The organism is Streptomyces sp. NPDC037288, from assembly GCF_055603265.1.
The window spans coordinates 22,122-38,718 of record NZ_JBVJVY010000053.1; the positions used below are offsets into that span (position 1 = coordinate 22,122).

Annotated in this window: 18 protein-coding genes and 1 pseudogene; 10 read left to right on the forward strand and 9 right to left on the reverse strand. The window is 73.5% G+C overall.

Features of this window, described 5'->3' with window-relative positions:
- Positions 1–2: 2 nt before the first annotated feature.
- Positions 3–1,127, reverse strand: coding sequence for an L-cysteine desulfhydrase Cds1 (cds1, locus tag ACZ7GZ_RS36715; RefSeq protein ID WP_471031191.1), 1,125 nt, complete (start codon positions 1,125–1,127; stop codon positions 3–5).
- A gap of 321 nt (positions 1,128–1,448) precedes the next feature.
- Here cds1 and ACZ7GZ_RS36720 point away from each other — a divergent pair, with 321 nt between their 5' ends.
- Positions 1,449–1,772: a hypothetical protein gene (locus tag ACZ7GZ_RS36720; protein WP_471031193.1), complete on the forward strand. Its 324-nt coding sequence runs from the start codon at positions 1,449–1,451 to the stop codon at positions 1,770–1,772.
- A gap of 253 nt (positions 1,773–2,025) precedes the next feature.
- Positions 2,026–2,694: an ATP-binding protein gene (locus tag ACZ7GZ_RS36725; RefSeq protein WP_471031220.1), complete on the forward strand. Its 669-nt coding sequence runs from the start codon at positions 2,026–2,028 to the stop codon at positions 2,692–2,694.
- Positions 2,695–2,747: 53 nt separating this feature from the next.
- On the opposite strand, the pseudogene ACZ7GZ_RS36730 reads toward ACZ7GZ_RS36725, so the two are convergent.
- Both ACZ7GZ_RS36730 and ACZ7GZ_RS36735 read right to left on the reverse strand, forming a co-directional pair.
- Positions 2,748–3,137 (reverse strand): annotated as a pseudogene (locus ACZ7GZ_RS36730) (ATP-binding cassette domain-containing protein); the annotation flags it as partial.
- Positions 3,134–3,424 (reverse strand): SHOCT domain-containing protein, encoded by a 291-nt coding sequence (locus ACZ7GZ_RS36735; RefSeq protein WP_471031195.1) that lies wholly within the window; start codon positions 3,422–3,424, stop codon positions 3,134–3,136. The pseudogene ACZ7GZ_RS36730 and the gene ACZ7GZ_RS36735, both read right to left, overlap by 4 nt.
- Before the next feature lie 191 nt (positions 3,425–3,615).
- Here ACZ7GZ_RS36735 and ACZ7GZ_RS36740 point away from each other — a divergent pair, with 191 nt between their 5' ends.
- The 4 genes from ACZ7GZ_RS36740 to ACZ7GZ_RS36755 are packed head-to-tail and all read left to right on the forward strand — an operon-like array spanning position 3,616 to position 6,107.
- On the forward strand, positions 3,616–4,191 hold the full coding sequence (locus ACZ7GZ_RS36740; protein WP_471031196.1) for a TetR/AcrR family transcriptional regulator: 576 nt from the start codon (positions 3,616–3,618) through the stop codon (positions 4,189–4,191).
- Between the two features lie 5 nt (positions 4,192–4,196).
- Positions 4,197–4,586, forward strand: a complete 390-nt coding sequence (locus ACZ7GZ_RS36745) for a (R)-mandelonitrile lyase (protein ID WP_471031198.1) — start codon at positions 4,197–4,199, stop codon at positions 4,584–4,586.
- Between the two features lie 28 nt (positions 4,587–4,614).
- Positions 4,615–5,199 (forward strand): DUF4865 family protein, encoded by a 585-nt coding sequence (locus ACZ7GZ_RS36750; protein WP_471031201.1) that lies wholly within the window; start codon positions 4,615–4,617, stop codon positions 5,197–5,199.
- Positions 5,196–6,107, forward strand: coding sequence for a phosphotriesterase family protein (locus tag ACZ7GZ_RS36755; protein WP_471031202.1), 912 nt, complete (start codon positions 5,196–5,198; stop codon positions 6,105–6,107). Before ACZ7GZ_RS36750 ends, ACZ7GZ_RS36755 begins: the two co-directional genes overlap by 4 nt.
- Positions 6,108–6,380: 273 nt before the next feature.
- Here the strand turns inward: ACZ7GZ_RS36755 and ACZ7GZ_RS36760 are convergent, their stop codons facing one another.
- From ACZ7GZ_RS36760 to ACZ7GZ_RS36770, 3 genes are all read right to left on the reverse strand, one after another.
- Positions 6,381–7,091 (reverse strand): NUDIX hydrolase, encoded by a 711-nt coding sequence (locus ACZ7GZ_RS36760; protein WP_471031204.1) that lies wholly within the window; start codon positions 7,089–7,091, stop codon positions 6,381–6,383.
- A gap of 11 nt (positions 7,092–7,102) precedes the next feature.
- Positions 7,103–8,341, reverse strand: coding sequence for an ROK family protein (locus tag ACZ7GZ_RS36765; protein ID WP_471031207.1), 1,239 nt, complete (start codon positions 8,339–8,341; stop codon positions 7,103–7,105).
- A gap of 194 nt (positions 8,342–8,535) precedes the next feature.
- The gene (locus ACZ7GZ_RS36770) at positions 8,536–9,180 is read right to left on the reverse strand and encodes an alpha-ketoglutarate-dependent dioxygenase AlkB family protein (RefSeq protein WP_471031208.1); all 645 of its coding nucleotides are present in this window, start codon (positions 9,178–9,180) and stop codon (positions 8,536–8,538) included.
- A 68-nt stretch (positions 9,181–9,248) separates the two neighbouring features.
- Between ACZ7GZ_RS36770 and ACZ7GZ_RS36775 the strand changes: the two genes are divergently transcribed.
- Entirely contained in the window at positions 9,249–10,382 is a 1,134-nt protein-coding gene (locus ACZ7GZ_RS36775; protein ID WP_471031221.1) for a methyltransferase, read from the forward strand.
- Between the two features lie 15 nt (positions 10,383–10,397).
- On the opposite strand, the gene ACZ7GZ_RS36780 is transcribed toward ACZ7GZ_RS36775, so the two are convergent.
- A complete protein-coding gene (locus ACZ7GZ_RS36780) occupies positions 10,398–11,246 on the reverse strand; it encodes a class II fructose-bisphosphate aldolase (RefSeq protein WP_471031210.1) in 849 nt (282 codons plus the stop codon).
- A 32-nt stretch (positions 11,247–11,278) separates the two neighbouring features.
- The gene (locus ACZ7GZ_RS36785) at positions 11,279–12,160 is read right to left on the reverse strand and encodes an SIS domain-containing protein (protein ID WP_471031211.1); all 882 of its coding nucleotides are present in this window, start codon (positions 12,158–12,160) and stop codon (positions 11,279–11,281) included.
- A 126-nt stretch (positions 12,161–12,286) separates the two neighbouring features.
- Between ACZ7GZ_RS36785 and ACZ7GZ_RS36790 the strand changes: the two genes are divergently transcribed.
- Positions 12,287–13,066, forward strand: a complete 780-nt coding sequence (locus ACZ7GZ_RS36790) for a DeoR/GlpR family DNA-binding transcription regulator (RefSeq protein WP_471031213.1) — start codon at positions 12,287–12,289, stop codon at positions 13,064–13,066.
- 12 nt (positions 13,067–13,078) lie between these two features.
- On the opposite strand, the gene ACZ7GZ_RS36795 is transcribed toward ACZ7GZ_RS36790, so the two are convergent.
- Complete coding sequence (locus ACZ7GZ_RS36795; RefSeq protein ID WP_471031214.1) at positions 13,079–13,474, reverse strand: luciferase domain-containing protein; 396 nt, start codon at positions 13,472–13,474, stop codon at positions 13,079–13,081.
- Between the two features lie 341 nt (positions 13,475–13,815).
- Between ACZ7GZ_RS36795 and ACZ7GZ_RS36800 the strand changes: the two genes are divergently transcribed.
- Positions 13,816–14,994 carry an MFS transporter gene (locus ACZ7GZ_RS36800; RefSeq protein WP_471031223.1) on the forward strand — a complete coding sequence of 393 codons (1,179 nt, stop codon included), beginning with the start codon at positions 13,816–13,818 and terminating at the stop codon, positions 14,992–14,994.
- A 731-nt stretch (positions 14,995–15,725) separates the two neighbouring features.
- A complete protein-coding gene (locus tag ACZ7GZ_RS36805) occupies positions 15,726–16,466 on the forward strand; it encodes a maleylpyruvate isomerase family mycothiol-dependent enzyme (protein WP_471031216.1) in 741 nt (246 codons plus the stop codon).
- The last annotated feature ends 131 nt before the right edge of the window (positions 16,467–16,597 follow it).

Sequence of the window (16,597 nt, forward strand, 5' to 3'; positions counted from 1 at the left end):
GCTCAGTCCGGCCACACCCCTGTCGTCAGCAGGGTCTCGATCGCCGCCGTGTACGGCGTGACGTCCAGGCCCTGCGCCGCGAGCCAGGCGTCGGAGTAGTACTTGTCGAGGTAGCGGTCGCCCGGGTCACACAGCAGGGTGACGACGCTGCCGGTACGCCCTGCGGCCACCATCTCGGAGACGATCTTCAGCGCGCTCCACAGTCCGGTGCCCGTGGAGCCGCCCGCCTTGCGGCCGATGGCCCGCTCCAGGGCGCGTACGGCGGCGACGCTGGCCGCGTCCGGGACCTTCATCATCCGGTCGATCGCGCCGGGCACGAAGCTCGGCTCCATGCGCGGGCGGCCGATGCCCTCGATCCGGGAGCCGCAGTCGCAGGTGACGTCCGGATCGCCGGTGGTCCAGCCCTCGAAGAAGCAGGAGTTGTCCGGGTCGGCGACGCAGATGCGGGTGTCGTACTGCATGTAGTGGACGTAGCGGGCGAGGGTCGCGGAGGTGCCGCCGGTGCCGGCCGTGGCGACGATCCACGCGGGCTCCGGGAACCGCTCCAACTCCAGCTGACGGAAGATGGATTCGGCGATGTTGTTGTTGCCGCGCCAGTCGGTGGCCCGCTCGGCGTAGGTGAACTGGTCCATGTAGTGGCCGCCGGTCTCCACCGCGAGACGTGCGGACTCCTCGTACATCTTGCGGGAGTCGTCCACGAAGTGGCACCGGCCGCCGTGGAACTCGATGAGTCGGCACTTCTCGGCGCTGGTCGTGCGCGGCATCACCGCGATGAAGGGCACGCCGATCAGCTTCGCGAAGTAGGCCTCGGAGACGGCGGTCGAGCCGCTGGAGGCCTCTATCACCGGTCGGCCGGGACGGATCCAGCCATTGCAGAGGCCGTAGAGGAACAGGGAGCGGGCGAGGCGGTGCTTGAGGCTTCCGGTGGGATGTGTCGACTCGTCCTTCAGATAGAGGTCGATGCCCCAGTGCTCGGGGAGCGGGAAGCGCAGCAGGTGTGTGTCCGCCGAGCGGTTGGCGTCGGCCTGGACCTTGCGGACGGCTTCTTTCAGCCAGTCGCGATAGGCGGCGTCGCTGCGGTCGACGTCGAGGGTCGCGCCGGTCCGGGTCTGGTGGGTGGTGCTCACGGCGGTGCTCCTTACGCTGGGCGCCGACGACGCCTCGCGCGGCCGGCACCCTCGAGCATAGGCATCTTTAAGACCGCTTCCCACCTGCATAAACGCATCTTTGAGCGACCCAAAGCCGCCCTGGGGCACAGGCGCGCGAGGCGTCCGGGGGCGCATTTGGCGGGAGTGCTCCGGGCGGCTGCCACAGGCGCCCCGCGTGTACTGGTGCTCCCGGCCGCACGGAGGCAGACTGCACGCGACGGGACGGTCGTCCGTCGGACGGGGCCCTGACGGGGGCGCACACTGGATCGCAGAAGCACACGGGCAAGGGGGCGGCGAAGGATGGCGGAGCCTGAGTTCACGGCCAAGGGCGTGCGGATCGGCAAGCGGCTGCGTTCGCTCACCCGGGCCGGGCAGGTCCGGATCAACGACGGCAGGCTGGAGTTGCTCACCAGCTACGGCAGCGAGATCGACAGCGCGCCGGTGCAGGCGGTGCGCGCCTCCAAGCCGTGGTTCGGGCCGGACGACAAGGCACTGGCCGACCTCAACGGCAAGCGGTACCTGCTGACGCTGGGCGAGCGCGACCCCGCGCCGGGCGAGCCGGGTCCGCCCGCGGCACGGCGGTTCATCGAGGCGGTGCGGCGCGCCGCCGGGCGCGGCGGCTGAGGAAACGTACGGCCGCACACGCTGGGCCGTACGGCCGCGCACCTGTGAGCAGCGGTCCGTTGCGGCGAGTTGCGGACGGGCATCCGCTGCGTCACGCTGGTCTCACGTCACTCTGGGTTTACCGGCGATAACGCTGCGAACCAGCCCGCCGGCCATCAGCAGGCGGACGTTTGGACGCAAACACCCTGCTGGATCCGTTGTTCTCCGTGTTCTTCCGGTCCCTTTCGGACCTCTACATCGGGGAGTCGCAGCCGTGATCAGTCACCCGAGCAGGCACTGCACGGTGGAGCTCCAGGCCCTGCCGTCGCGGATCGGCCAGGTCCGCAGAATCGTATCTGCACAGTTGCGCTACTGGCACATGGACGCGTTGATAGACCGGGCCGCGCTCGGTGTGACGGAGCTGCTGAGCAACGTCCACCGGCACGCGAGGCCCGACAAGTCGTGCACGGTCGAGCTGGAGCTGGCACCGGACCGGCTCACCGTCTCGGTGCGCGACAACGATCCACGGCTTCCGGTGCCGGCCGACGCCGCGGTCGCGCCCGACGCCGGCCCGCTGGCCACCTGTGGCCGGGGGCTGGCCATGGTGGCGGCGGTCAGCGAGAGCTGGGGGGCACGGCCGGACGGCGAGAACGGCAAGGTCGTCTGGTTCACGCTGTCCGCACCGGCGGTGGTGCGGCCGCATCCGGCGAGTGTGCGGCGCCGCACGGCGGAGCCGCGACCGACGGCCAGGGCCGCCCCTGTCCACTCCGCTATCCCGGTGGCCGCCGCGGCACCGGTCGGTGCGGCAGCGCCCATAGGCGCCGTAGCGCCGGTCGCCGCAGCGTCCGCGGGCGCCGTCGCGCCCGGTGCCGCCAGAACGCCGGTCGGCGCCGCGGCTCCCGGTCCCGCCCTGGCGGGCGCGCCGGGAGTGTCCGGGACATAGGCCTCCCGCACCGGTCGGCGACTCCCAGCCGCCCGGGCGAGGACCTCACGGACGTCGATCCACTCCCGGTCGCCGCGCCGCCCGGCCAGGTCCAGGGGCAGGGTGATGTTCTCGGCGACGGTCAGCGTCGGCACCAGGTTGAACGCCTGGAAGACGAAGCCGACCCGGTCGCGGCGCAGCAGCGACCGGCGGCGGTCGTCGAGCGCGCCGAGCTCGGTGTCGCCGATGTAGGCGGCGCCGGAGGTGAGCGTGTCGAGGCCGGCCGCGCAGTGCATGAGGGTGGACTTGCCGGAGCCCGAGGGACCCGTGATCGCGGTGAAGCGTCCGGCGGGAAAGGAGACGCCGACGCCGTCCAGGGCGCGTACGGCGGTGTCGCCGCCGCCGTACACCTTGACCGCGTCCACGACGCGGGCCGCCGCCCGCGGTGCCGTCGTCGTGGTCATGCCGCGCCTCCCTTGCCCGTGCGGCCGAACCGCTCCTCCAGGACGGACAGGCGGCGCCAGTACTCGTCCTCGTCGATCTCGCCCGAGGCGAAGCGGCGGCCGAGCACCGCGAGCGGCGAGTCCCCCGCGGGCCGTCCGCCGTCCGTCGAACGCCAGGGGCCGCCGCGGCGCAGGCCGGTGCGCCGCAGGAAGGTGACGGCGCCGATCACGACGGCCACCCAGATCAGCGGGAAGAACAGGATCCACGGGCCGGGTCCGCCGCCGCCCCAGTCGGCCAGGTTCTGCATCGCGGGTCATCTCCGTTGTCGCCTCGGTCTTCCCCGCTCTTCGGGGCTTGCCACGAGACTCCCTCCGGCAGGGGGTCCGGGTCGTCGTGCGGCCGGCGGCAGTGCGCGTACCTCGGCGGGAGTACGGGGGCGGGGTGCGGCTGCTCCCCCGGGACCGGCGGGCTGTAACTACTAGTATGTACAATGAGTGCATGAGCACCCCGGAACGACTGATCGAGTCCACCCGTGAACTGCTGTGGGAGCGCGGGTACGTGGGCACGAGCCCCAAGGCGATCCTGGAGCGCGCCGGCGCCGGCCAGGGCAGCATGTACCACCACTTCAAGGGCAAGCCGGATCTCGCCCGGGCGGCGATCCGGCGCACCGCCGACGAGCTGCGCGCCTCGCTGGAGCGCGTCCTGAACGGGCCGGGCACGCCCTACGAGCGGATCGAGGCCTATCTGCTGCGCGAGCGTGACGTGCTGCGCGGCTGCCCCGTCGGCCGGCTGACCATGGACCCGGACGTGATCGCCAGCGACGAGCTGCGCGCACCGGTGGACGAGACGCTCGCGTGGATGCGGGAGCGGATCGCGGGACTCGTCGAAGAAGGCAAGCGGCAAGGGCAGTTCGCACCCTCGCTGGACGGTGAGGAGATCGGCGCGGCCGTCCTCGCGACCGTACAGGGCGGCTATGTCCTCGCCCGCGCCTCCGGCTCCCCCGCCGCCTTCGACGCCGGGGTGCGCGGTCTGCTCTCCCTGCTCGCCCCCCGAACCCCCGGACGGGAGAACTGAGTCACGTGCACATCACCAGGCGGCGTCCCGACACCCGGCAGGGCCCGGCGGAGAACTTCACCGGCACGGTCTGGCTGGACGAGATAGCCGCGCCCCCGGCTCCGTCCCGGCTGCGCATGTTCAACGTCCACTTCGCCCCGGGCGCCCACACGGCCTGGCACCGGCATCCGCACGGGCAGGTGCTGCACGTGCTGGAGGGCGAGGGGCTGGTGCAGCGCGAGGGCGGTGAGGTGGAGGCGATCCGTGCGGGCGACACGGTGTGGATCGAGCCGGACGAATTGCACTGGCACGGCGCCGCGCCCCGCACCTTCATGACCCACCTGGCGGTCGTGGAGGCCGCCGAGGACGGCACGACGACCGAGTGGCACGCGCACGTGGCCGCCCACCCCGCCTGAGACTGAGACCCGAGAAGGGACCCGGGACATGCACGCCATGCAGTACGAGTTCACCCTGCCCGCGGACTACGACATGGGCATCATCCGCTCCCGCGTCGCCCGTGTCGCCCCTGTGCTGGACGACTGGGACGGCCTCGGCATCAAGACGTACGTGCTGCGCGAGCGCGGGGTGCACGGCTCGCCGGTGAACCAGTACGGGCCGTTCTACCTCTGGAACACGATGGAGGGCATGAACGGATTCCTGTGGGGAGGGTCCTTCCAGCGCCCCGTCGACGACTTCGGGCGGCCTGCGATACGACAGTGGACCGGCCTGGCGTTCGAGGAGGGCGCCGCCACCGGTTCCGCACCCTCGTTCGCCGTGCGCCGGCGCCAACCGGTGCCGGACGGCGTGGAGTTGGCGGCATTCATGGCGGACGCGGCGGCCGAGACCGGGCGGCTGGCGGCGGAGGACGGCGCGGTGCTGGCGGCGTCCGCCGTCGACACGCGGGCCTGGGAGCTGGTCCACTTCTCGCTCTGGGAGCACGACACTCCCAAGGCCGACGGTGACCTCTACCAGGTGCTGCACCTGTCCGCCCCCGGCCGGGACCGGCTCCCGCGCGGACGGCAGTGGTGAGCCGGGTCCGCACGGTACTCGGCGACATCCCGCCCGAGGAACTGGGCGTGTGCGACGCGCACGACCATCTCTTCCTGCGCAGCCCGCAGCTGCCCGGGCAGGAACTGCACGACGTGGCGGCGGCGCGGGCCGAGCTGGCCGCGTTCCGGGCGGCGGGCGGAGCGGCCGTCGTCCAGTGGACGCCGTACGGAATGGGACGGCGGACGGCGGAGCTTGCGGAGCTGTCCCGGGCCACCGGTGTGCGGCTGGTGTGCGCCACAGGGCTGCATCAAGCCGCGCACTACGACGCCGAGTTGCTCGGCAGGCTGCGCGGTACCGGCCTCGCCGAGCTGTTCGTGTCCGAGCTGACCGACGGCATCGGTACGACCGGGGTGCGTGCCGGTCTCATCAAGGTGGCGGGCGGCTTCCACGCACTCGACGCGCACGCCCGCTGGACCATGACGGCGGCGGCCGAGGCGCACCATGCCACCGGCGCGCCCATCGCCGTGCACCTGGAGCTGGGCACCGGCGCGCTGGACGTGATCGACCTGCTGTGCGGCGAGTTGGACGTGCCCGGCGACCGGGTGATCCTCGGCCATCTGAACCGCTTCCCCGACCCGGTGGTGCAGCACCAGGCCGCCGCGTCGGGCTGCTGGCTGGCCTTCGACGGGCCCTCCCGCGCCCACCACGGAACCGACTGGCGGATGCCGGAGGCGGTACGGGCCCTGGCGGAGGCCGGTTTCGGCGACCGGCTGCTGCTCGGCGGCGACACCGTGGTCCCCGGCGGCCGCTCGGTCGACGGCGGGCCCGGCATGCCGTATCTGCTGCGCAGGGCTCGGCCGCGGCTCGAGCTGGAGTTGGGTGTGGAGCTGGTGGACCGGGTGCTTACCGATCATCCAGGGCGGGCGTTCGCCGTCGACTGGCGGTGACTGCCCTTCTGTGGCTGGTCGCGCAGGTCCCCACGCCCCCGACGGATCTGCGCGCCGGCCCGGCTGGACGAGAGCGAGGCGGGTGTGGCCGTGGCGGGTGTTCCGGCGCGGTTGCCGGATCCCCTGGTCGGCCGGACGGTCACGGTCACCGGCCTGGTGCTGTTCGTGCCGCCGCACCGGGGCTGGTGCGCGAGGCGGCCGACCGCTGGTTCCGCGGTCAGGGCCGGGTGCCGGCCCTGGCTTGTGATCGGGGTTGGTGCCCCGGGTGCGGGCTCAGGCGTCCGTGTAGGCGCCGAGTACCGGTCGCAGATAGTCGACATGCGGTCCGTCGAGCGGCTCCAGGCCGGTGGTCGGGCCGATCAGCTCGATCCGGTCGAACTCGGGGTCGCGGCCCCGGGCGGTCTCCGTCCTCACCAGCTCCGCGTACCGGTCGTGCAACTCCCCTGCGGGCCGCGGCGGGGCGGTGAACACCACGCCGACGTTGCCGCCACCGCCGCGGGTGGTCAGCCACGCCGTCAAGGCGTCGGCGGGGGTGTCGGAGCCGATCTCCTCGGCCAGTTCGCGGGCCGCGTGCGCCCGCAGCGTCATGAGATCCAACCCGCCGTCACCGTCAGGCGGTTCGACGGTGCCGCCGGGCAGCTGCCAGCGGCCCGGAGCCGCGGTCGAGGGCGCCATCCTGCCCACCGTCAGGCGTCCGTCGTCGGCCGGCTGTGCCACGGACACGAACAGGGACGCGTACGCGGGAGCGTCGGGCACCTGGCGCAGGGCCCGGTACCGGTAGGTGGCCCGTGCCCAGGACAGCACCAGGCCGTCGGCGCCGTCCCGTTCGAGTCCGGTCAGCGCGGCCACCGGGCCGTCGAACAGGGCCGGGTTGGCTCGTACGGCCTGCTCCCACGCGCGGTCCATCGCCGATCGGTGGCGGCCCGACAGCTCCGGCAGGGCCGTCTCGACCAGGCGGATGCGGCGGGCGGGCAGGATTTCCACGGCCGAAGCGGTCACCGCAGCGCGCCCAGGGGGTCGTCGAGCACCGGCTGCCAGGCCAGTTCGGCCGCCCCGACGAGGCTGTTGTGGTCGAGCGTGCAGGGCAGGATCGGTACGCCGCCGCTCTGGCCCCACAGGCTGCGGTCGGCGACGACCGCGCGCAGCCGACCGGGGTCGGCGTCCAGGAAGGTGCGGTGGAGGCCGCCGAGGATGATGCGGTCCGGGTTGAGGATGTTGACCAGGCCGGCCAGGCCCAGGCCCAGCCGGTCGATCAGGGCCTCGGCGGCGGTACGGACGGCCGGGTCGGCGTACTGCGTGCGCAGCAGGTCGCCGGCCTGCTGGAGCAGGGACACCTCGGGGCCCGGCTCACGGCCGGCCTCGACGAGCAGGGCCAGCGGGTCGGCCTCGACGTCCAGACAGCCGCGGCTGCCGCAGTGGCAGGGCCTGCCCTCCGGGTTGACGGTGAGGTGACCGACCTCCAGGGCGAGTCCCGAACTGCCGGTGTGCAGGCGGCCGTCCAGCACCAGCGCGCCACCGACGCCCCGGTGACCGGTGGCCACGCACAGCAGGTCCCGGGCGCCCCGCCCGGCGCCGTGCCGGTGTTCGGCGAGCGCGGCGAGGTTGACGTCGTTGCCCGCGAAGGCCGGGCCGCTGATACCCGCGGCGCGGACGCACTCCGCGAAGATCCGCCGGACCGGTGCGCCGACGGGCCAGGCCAGGTGCAGCGGGTTGAGGGCGAGGCCGTCCGGTTCGGCCACGGCGGACGGCACGGCGAGTCCGGCGCCGACGCAGCGGCGGCCGGTCCTGCGCAGCAGTTCCGCACCCGCCTCGACGACCGAGCCGAGCACCTTCGCCGGGTCCGCGTCGACGGTCTCGCAGCCGGGCGCGGTCGCCACGATCCGCCCGCCGAGACCGACCAGCGCGGCCCGGAACCCGTCGGCGTGGACCTGCGCGGCGAGGACCACCGGGCCGTCCTCGGCGACCTCCAGCCGGTGCGAGGGCCGGCCCTGGGAGCCGGCCGCGGCGCCCGGCCGGGCGTCCACCCGGATCAGCCCGAGCGCCTCCAGCTCGGCGGCCACCGCCCCCGCCGTCGCCCGGGTGACCCCGAGTTCCGCGGTGAGCACGGCCCGGGTCGGCGCCCGCCCGGTGTGCACCAGCTCCAGCGCGGGTCCGAGCGCGCCGCGCCCCCGGTCCAGCCGCGCTCTCGAGGTGGTCCTCTCCCCCGCCGTCCGGGGATCCGCCTTGCCGCTCATGAAGGCGAGTCTCCCATGATCCGCACCCGCGGTGGCCGGCGCCGCCGGCCAGGCCTGTCCGGCGGATCAGGTCGCGGGACGGTGACGGCGCCTCATCGGCGCAGGGGAGCGGGATCCGGCGCGTCCGGGTGCAGGGAGGAGGGCGTCGACGCGATGGGGCCCCGCGTCCACGGCAGGATCCGCCGGACAGGGCCCTACAGGCCGCTCACCCGCAGGGTGATGTTCAGCCGTCCGGCCAGGCCCAGCCCGGGCGGGGCCGTGCCCGGGTGCACGCGCGGTACGCCGTGGTAGGCGAGCCGGGAGGGACCGCCGAAGACGAACAGGTCCCCGCTGCGCAGCTCGACGTCCGTGTAGGGCTTCGCGCGTGTCCCGGTGGTGCCGAAGCGGAAGACGCAGGTGTCGCCGAGGCTGAGGGAGACCACCGGCGCGTCCGCCTTCTCGTCGCTGTCGCGGTGCATGCCCATGCGGGCGTCGCCGTCGTAGAAGTTGATCAGCGCGATGTCGTACGCGTACGGCTCCTGCGGGCCCAGCGCGGTGACCGCGGCGCGCCGGCCCAGCTCGCCGAGCCAGGCCGGGAACGGTTTCACGGGGGCGCCGTCACCGTCGACGGCCGTGCGGGCGTAGGCGTACGGGTACCAGTGCCAGCCCAGACAGACCTGCCGGGCGGTCATCGTGCCGCCGCCGGGGGTGCGGACGGTGCGCAGGCCGGCCGGTGGCCGCGCCCACGCGCGGCAGGCGGCGAGGAGGTCGCGCTGCCGGCCGGCGTCCAGCCAGTCCGGGACGTGCACGGCGCCCGGCGCGACCTCCGCGCGCTCCCTGGCAAACAGCTCCGCGTCCACACCCCCATCCTGCCCCACCACTCCTGAGCTGCGGCTCGGCTAGCCTGGGAGGCACGATGAGCGACCGTATGACGACACCGTGGGGCGAGATCGAGCTGTCCCGCTTCCCCGAGGATCCCCGCGACCGGCTGCGCGCCTGGGACGCCTCCGACGCGTACCTGCTGCGGCACCTGGCCGAGGAGGGGGTGCCGCTCACGGGCTCGGTCGTGGTGCTCGGGGACCGCTGGGGCGCGCTGGTCACGGCGCTCGCGGAGCACCGGCCGACGCAGATCACCGACTCCTTCCTGAGCCAGGAGGCGACCCGGGCGAACCTGGCGCGGGCCGGGGTCGAGCCCGGTGCCGTCCGGCTGCTCACCACCCAGGATCCGCCGCCGGAGCGGGTGGACGTGCTGCTGGTGCGGGTGCCGAAGAGCCTGGCGCTGCTGGAGGACCAACTGCTGCGGCTGGCGCCCGCCGTGCACCCGGACACGGTGGTCGTCGGCACCGGCATGGTGAAGGAGATCCACACCTCCACGCTCCAGTTGTTCGAGCGGATCATCGGGCCGACCCGGACCTCACTGGCCCGGCAGAAGGCCCGGCTGATCTTCTGCACCCCGGGCCCGGCGCCGGACCGGCCCGAGAACCCGTGGCCGTACAGCTATGTGCTCCCGGACGGCATCGGCGCGGTCTCCGGGCGTACGGTCGTCAACCACGCGGGCGTGTTCTGCGCCGACCGGCTCGACATCGGCACCCGGTTCCTCCTGCGGCACCTGCCCGGACCGGGAGCGGGCCGCGTCGTGGACCTCGGGTGCGGCAACGGCGTCGTCGGTACGGCGGTGGCGCTGGCGGACCCGACGGCCGAAGTGCTGTTCGTGGACGAGTCGTTCCAGGCGGTGGCCTCGGCGGAGGCGACGTACAAGGCGAACGGCGTGCCCGGGCACGCGGAGTTCCGGGTCGGGGACGGGCTGGCCGGGGTGGCGCCGGGCACTGTGGACCTGGTCCTGAACAACCCGCCGTTCCACTCCCACCAGGCGACGAGCGACGCGACGGCGTGGCGCATGTTCACGGGGGCGTTGCGCTCGCTTCGGCCGGGGGGTGAGCTGTGGGTGATCGGGAACCGGCATCTGGGGTATCACGTGAAGCTGAGGCGGCTGTTCGGCAACTGTGAACTGGTGGCGAGTGACCCGAAGTTCGTGGTGCTGAGGGCTGTCAAGAGGGGCTGAGCCGCGGACGGACGCCTAGCCGAGGACCCCGATGATCCGCCGGACCTCGGTAGCCATCGCATCCCGGCCCACGCTGAGGTACTTGCGCGAGTCGACCGCTTCGGGATGGGCGGCGAGGAAGTCCCGGATCGCGCCGGTCATGGCAACGTTCAGCGCCGTGCCCACGTTGACCTTGGCGATGCCACCGGCGACCGCCGCGACCAGGCCGTCGTCCGGCACGCCGGAGGAGCCGTGCAGGACGAGCGGGACGGACAGCGCGGCGGACAGCCGTTTGAGCAGGCCGTGGTCGAGGGCGGCGGTGCGGGTGGTCATCGCGTGCACGCTGCCGATGGCGACGGCGAGCGCGTCCACGCCGGTGCCGGCCACGAAGTCGCACGCCTGGTAGGGGTCGGTGCGGGCGCCCGGTGCGTGGGCGTCCAGCGGCGGCCTGCCGTCCTTGCCGCCGACCTGACCCAGCTCGGCCTCGATCCACAGTCCTTGGGCATGCGCCCAGTCGGCGGCGGCCCGGGTCGCGGAGAGGTTGTCGGCGTACGGCAGCCGGGCCGCGTCGTACATCACCGAGCTGAACCCGGCGTCGGGCGCCTGGCGCAGCAGATGGTCGCTCTGCACATGGTCCAGGTGCAACGCGACGGGCACGGTGGCGCGTTCGGCGGCGGCGACGGCCGCCCGGGCCAGTGGCAGCAGCCGCCCGTAGCGGAACCTGACGGCGTTCTCGCTGACCTGGAGGACGACGGGTGCACCGGCCGACTCGGCGCCGGCGATGACGGCCTCGACGTGTTCCAGGGTGATGATGTTGAACGCGGCGACGGCGGAGCGGGTTGCGGCGGCGGCGGTGACCAGCTCGCCGGTGGAAGCGAGGGGCACGTGAGGTGTCCTTCCGGGGCGCGGGTCGGGGCTCAGGAGGCGAGGATCACCGAGCGGGTGAGATGACGCGGCTGGTCGGGGTCGAGGCCGCGGGCGGCGGCGACGGCGACCGCGAGCCGCTGGACGCGGACGAGTTCGGCGAGCGGGTCGAGTCCGCCGTCGATCCACAGCCCGCCGGTGGCCCGGACCTGTTCGGCGAGCCCCCCGGGCGCCTCGCCGAGCATCCAGGTGGCCGTGCCCTCGGTGGTGATGCTGATCGGTCCGTGCCGGTACTCCATCGCCGGATACGTCTCGGTCCAGGACAGCGAGGCCTCACGCATCTTCAGCCCCGCCTCGTGGGCGAGCCCGACGGTCCAGCCGCGCCCGAGGAAGGTGAACTGGGTGCAGGCGACCAGTCCTTCGGGAAGAGGAGTGGCGAGGGCCGTGCGCGCGTCGGCGACGACGGAGTCGGTGTGCAGGCCGAGGTGGGCGCGCAGGAGGGTGACGGCGGTGGTGGCGAACCGGGTCTGGACGACGGAGCGTTCGTCGGCGAAGTCCAGCACGACGAGGTCGTCGGCGGCGCTCGCGACCGGGGTGTCCGGATCGCCGGTGACGGCGGTGGTGCGTGTCCTGCCCTCCAACTCGGCCAGCAGTTCCAGCACTTCGGTGGTGGTGCCGGAGCGGGTGAGGGCCACCACCCGGTCGTACGACCGCCCGTGTGGGAACTCGGAGGCCGCGAACGCGTCGGTCTCGCCCTGGCCGGCGCCCTCCCGCAGGCCGGCCACCGCCTGCGCCATGAAGTACGAAGTACCGCAGCCCACGATCGCGATCCGCTCCCCCGGCCCCGGCAGCGCGTCCCGGTACCGCCCCGCCGCCTCGGCCGCCCGCATCCAGCACTCGGGCTGGCTGTTCAGCTCGCTCTCGACATGTGTCATGCCCATACCCTCCCCCTTGCTGATTGTTCCTGCAAGATATAGCGAGCTTTCGAGCACAATCAAGCATTCGGGCGCAGAGTGAGGTGCGCTAGGGTCACCGGGAACACGTCAGAACGGAGGCTGCGGATGTCCCGGGACGCCCGCTGGAAGGCGCTGCTGGACCTGCTCGTCGAACGCGGCCGGCTCGAGGTCGAGGAGGCGGCGGCCGAGCTGGAGGTCTCGGCGGCGACGATCCGCCGGGACTTCGACCAGCTCGCCGAGCAGCAGATGCTGGTGCGCACCCGGGGCGGAGCGGTGGTGCACGGGGTGTCCTACGAACTCCCGCTCCGCTACAAGACGGCCCGCCGCGCCTCCGAGAAGCAGCGCATCGCCAAGGCCGTGGCCGATCTGCTGGCGCCGGGCGAGGCGGTGGGCCTGACCGGCGGTACGACCACCACGGAGGTGGCCCGCGCCCTGGCCGTACGCGGCGATCTGTCCAGCGCCTCGCCCGCGCTGACCATCGTCACCAACGCGCTCAACATCGCCAACGAGCTTGCCGTACGGCCCCAGTTCAAGATCGTGGTGACGGGCGGTGTGGCGCGCCCGCAGTCGTACGAACTCATCGGCCCGCTCGCCGACGGGGTGCTCGGGCAGATCACGCTCGACGTGGCGGTGCTCGGTGTCGTCGCCTTCGACGTCACACACGGCGCGGCGGCCCATGACGAGGCCGAGGCCGCGATCAACCGGCTGCTGTGCGAGCGCGCCGAGCGGGTGGTGGTCGCCGCGGACTCCAGCAAGCTGGGCCAGCGGGCGTTCGCCCGGATCTGCGGGGCGGAACTGGTGAACACGCTCGTGACGGACACGGCGGTGGGGCAGGAGACGGTGCGGCGCTTCGAGGAAGCGGGCGTCCGGGTCCTGGCGGTGTGACGGCCGGCGACCTCAGAAGGCGCCGAGGTCGGCCTTCACGAACCCCGCGCCCCGCTGGTCGTTGCAGCCGAACAGCGGCCGGTCGGCCGGGTCGGGCCAGGCCTGCTGGGCCTGGAGCGCCACGCTCACCAGGGTCAGCAGCAGGTCGACGTCGCTCGCGGCGTCGAGGCGCAGGGTCACCCACTGCGAGCCGGGCACGATCCGGATCGCCCCCGCGTCCCTGAAGTCCTTGGCGAACCGGCGGACGGCCCGGTCGGTCAGCCGCAGATCGACATCGCGGTCCGAGTGGAAGTGGGCGATCTCGCCCTGGGCCGAACTCACCGCCTGTCCCAGGCCGCAGCTCGGGACCGCCTGCCTCAGGTCGGGCCAGGTCGCCAGTTGCGCGAGCGCGCGCGAGGCCAACGTCATGGGGTCATCATGGACCGCTCACCCCTCGGCAACCAGCTCGTGAGCAAGCATTAACCGACCTGTATCCGACGGCTGCACGGGTCCGGAGACCGCGAAAGTACGCAGAACGAGCGGGCCGGCACACCGTGTTGACGCCGCCGCCGTGCCGGGAAAGCACAAGTCGCCGCAGGTCAAGCCGCCTCGGTCCATGCATGGACGGGCGGCCCTGGCAGCGCTGTGTCCCGAGCGGCGCATTGCCGGCCAGGGCCGCCGCAACCTCGGCACATCTCTTGCCCACTCCCCGCGTACCTGCCTAGGCTGACTTTGTGCCGCAAATAAACAAAACCCTTCCGCACAGCGCCGTGCCGGGTGACAGCCGTGATCTCACCCCCCTCCGCGCCGCCCTCACCGCGTTCTTCGCCCTGGACGGCTTCATCTTCGCGGGCTGGGTCGTCCGTATCCCCGCCATCAAGGAGCAGACCGACGCCTCCGCCGGCGACCTGGGGCTGGCCCTGCTCGGTGTCTCCGCCGGTGCCGTGGTCACCATGACCCTCATCGGGAGGCTCTGCCGCCGCTACGGCAGCCATCCGGTCACCGTGGTCTGCGCCGTCCTGCTCTCCCTCAGCGTCAGCCTCCCCCCGCTGACCCACTCGGCACCCGCCCTCGGCGCCGTACTCCTCCTCTTCGGCGCCGCCTACGGCGGCATCAACGTCGCCTTCAACAGCGCCGCCGTCGACCTGGTGGCCGCGTTGCGGCGGCCGATCATGCCGACCTTCCACGCCGCGTTCAGCCTCGGCGGCATGATCGGCGCCGGTCTCGGCGGGCTGGTCGCCGGCGCGCTCTCCCCGGCCCGGCACCTGTTCTGCCTCACGCTGACCGGGCTGCTCGTCACGGCCGCCGCGGGACGCGTCCTGCTGCGGCAGGAGCCGCCCGCTCCGGCGGACCGGCTTCCCTCGCCGAAGGCGGCACCGGAGCGTGCCGCGCCGCGGCGGGCCGGTGGCCGCGGGCTGGTCGTCGTCTTCGGGCTGGTCGCGTTGTGCACCGCCTACGGCGAGGGTGCCATGGCCGACTGGGGCGCGCTCCACCTCCAGCAGGACCTCGCGGCGTCGGCCGGCGCGGCGTCGGCCGGGTACGCGTGTTTCGCGCTGGCCATGACCCTGGGCCGGGCCACCGGCACGGCCATGCTGGAGCGTCTCGGCCGGGCCCGTACGGTGATCGCCGGCGGCACCGTGGCGGCGGCGGGCATGCTGCTCGGCTCGCTCGCGCCCTCCGTGTGGGCGGCGCTGATCGGCTTCGCCGTCACCGGGCTCGGCCTCGCCAACCTCTTCCCGGTCGCCGTCGAGCGGGCCGGCGCACTGACCGGCCCGTCCGGCGTGGCCGTCGCCTCGACACTGGGCTACGGCGGCATGCTCCTCGGGCCGCCCGCCATCGGGTTCATGGCCGACTGGTTCTCCCTCCCGGCGGCACTCACCAGCGTCGCGGCACTGGCCGCCGTCGCCGCGGTCATCGGGGTGTGCACGCGACGGGTGATGGGCGGCTGACGCGGAAGCGGGTGGCTGGGCTCGGAAGCCCACGGATGGGCGGTTGCCGCGGTGCGTGAGAACGGACCATCCACGCGGAGCGTGAGGGTGGAGGGTCCGGGCGGACCCGTGACCGCGGAGGACCCAGGCGAAGCCCTGACCGCGGAGGACCCAGGCGAAGCCCTGACCGCGGAGGACCCAGGCGAAGCCGTGACCGCGGAGGACCCAGGCGGAGCCGAAGGACGGGCCGTCGGCGCGGAGGCCTGTGGACGGACGGTCGACGCGTAGCCGCGAGGACGGACCGTCCCCGCGGAAGCCGAGAGGACGAGCAGTCGGCGCCTGGCATCGAGAACGGAGGGCCCACGCGGAAGCCGAAGGACGGGCAGTCGGCGCGAAGCCGAGAAGACGGGCAGTAGGCGCGTAGCGGAGAGGACGGGCGGCGGTGCGTGCACCGCAGTCGGCGGATCCTCGGTCACGGCTGCGCCGTGACAACACGGGGCGTCCGGATGCCGGCGTCCGCGAGTGGCGTTCGAAGCGCGGTCAGCCGGTCATTCGACCGTGTCGCGACATCACGGGGCCTCCGGATGCCGGCGCGCTGCAGCGCGGGCACGCCGTGCCCGCCTTGCTCGGCGCACCCTGGTCGCCATGGCCCGGGCCGCGCGACCGAACCGTACCGGGGGGCGGCAACCAGCCGTCAGCTCACGCCGGAAGCGCCGGTCCTCGAGCGCACTCCATCCGGCACACTCACCCTCATGGACACTGCCGACTTCCTTCAGACCCTGGACCGGGAGGGCCGGCTGCTCGCGGGGGCCGCCGCCGCGGCGGGGACCGACGCCAAGGTGCCGACCTGCCCGGAGTGGCAGGTGCGCGACCTGCTGCGGCACACCGGCGCGGTGCACCGCTGGGCCGCGGCCTTCGTCGCCGACGGACACCCGCAGCCGCGGCCCCTCGGCGACCCGCCGGACCTCGACGGCGCCGAGCTGGTGGACTGGTACCGGGACAGCCACCGCATTCTGGTCGACACCCTCGCCGCGGCACCCGCCGACGTGCGGTGCTGGACCTTCCACCCGGCGCCCAGCCCCTCACCGCTGGCGTTCTGGACCCGCCGGCAGGCGCACGAGACGACCATCCACCGCTACGACGCCGAGGCCGCGCGCGGCGGTACGGCGTCGCCGATCGCGCCGGACTTCGCGCTGGACGGCATCGACGAGTTGCTGCGCGGTTTCCACGCCCGGCCCAAAAGCCGCGTGCGCACACCGGAGCCACGCCTGCTGCGGGTGCGGGCGCCGGGCGCGGGGACGGACGCGGTGTGGACCGTACGGCTCACGGCCGAGCCGCCGGTGGCCGTGCGCGAGGAGAGTGGGCAGGCCGAGGCCGAACTGTCCGGACCGGCCGACGAGTTGTACCTGGCCCTGTGGAACCGCAGGCCCGTACCCAGCGTGTCCGGCGATCAGTCGCTCGCCGCGCTGTGGCGGGAGAAGGGCGGGATCTGACGCCTGATCAGTCGGCGTCGCCCAGCATCCGGGCCAGCACCGGGGGGGGGGGGGGGGGGGGGGGGGGGGGGGGGGGGGGGGGGGGGGGGGGGGGGGGGGGGAGGAGAAACAGAACGGACCTCGGTCACCGG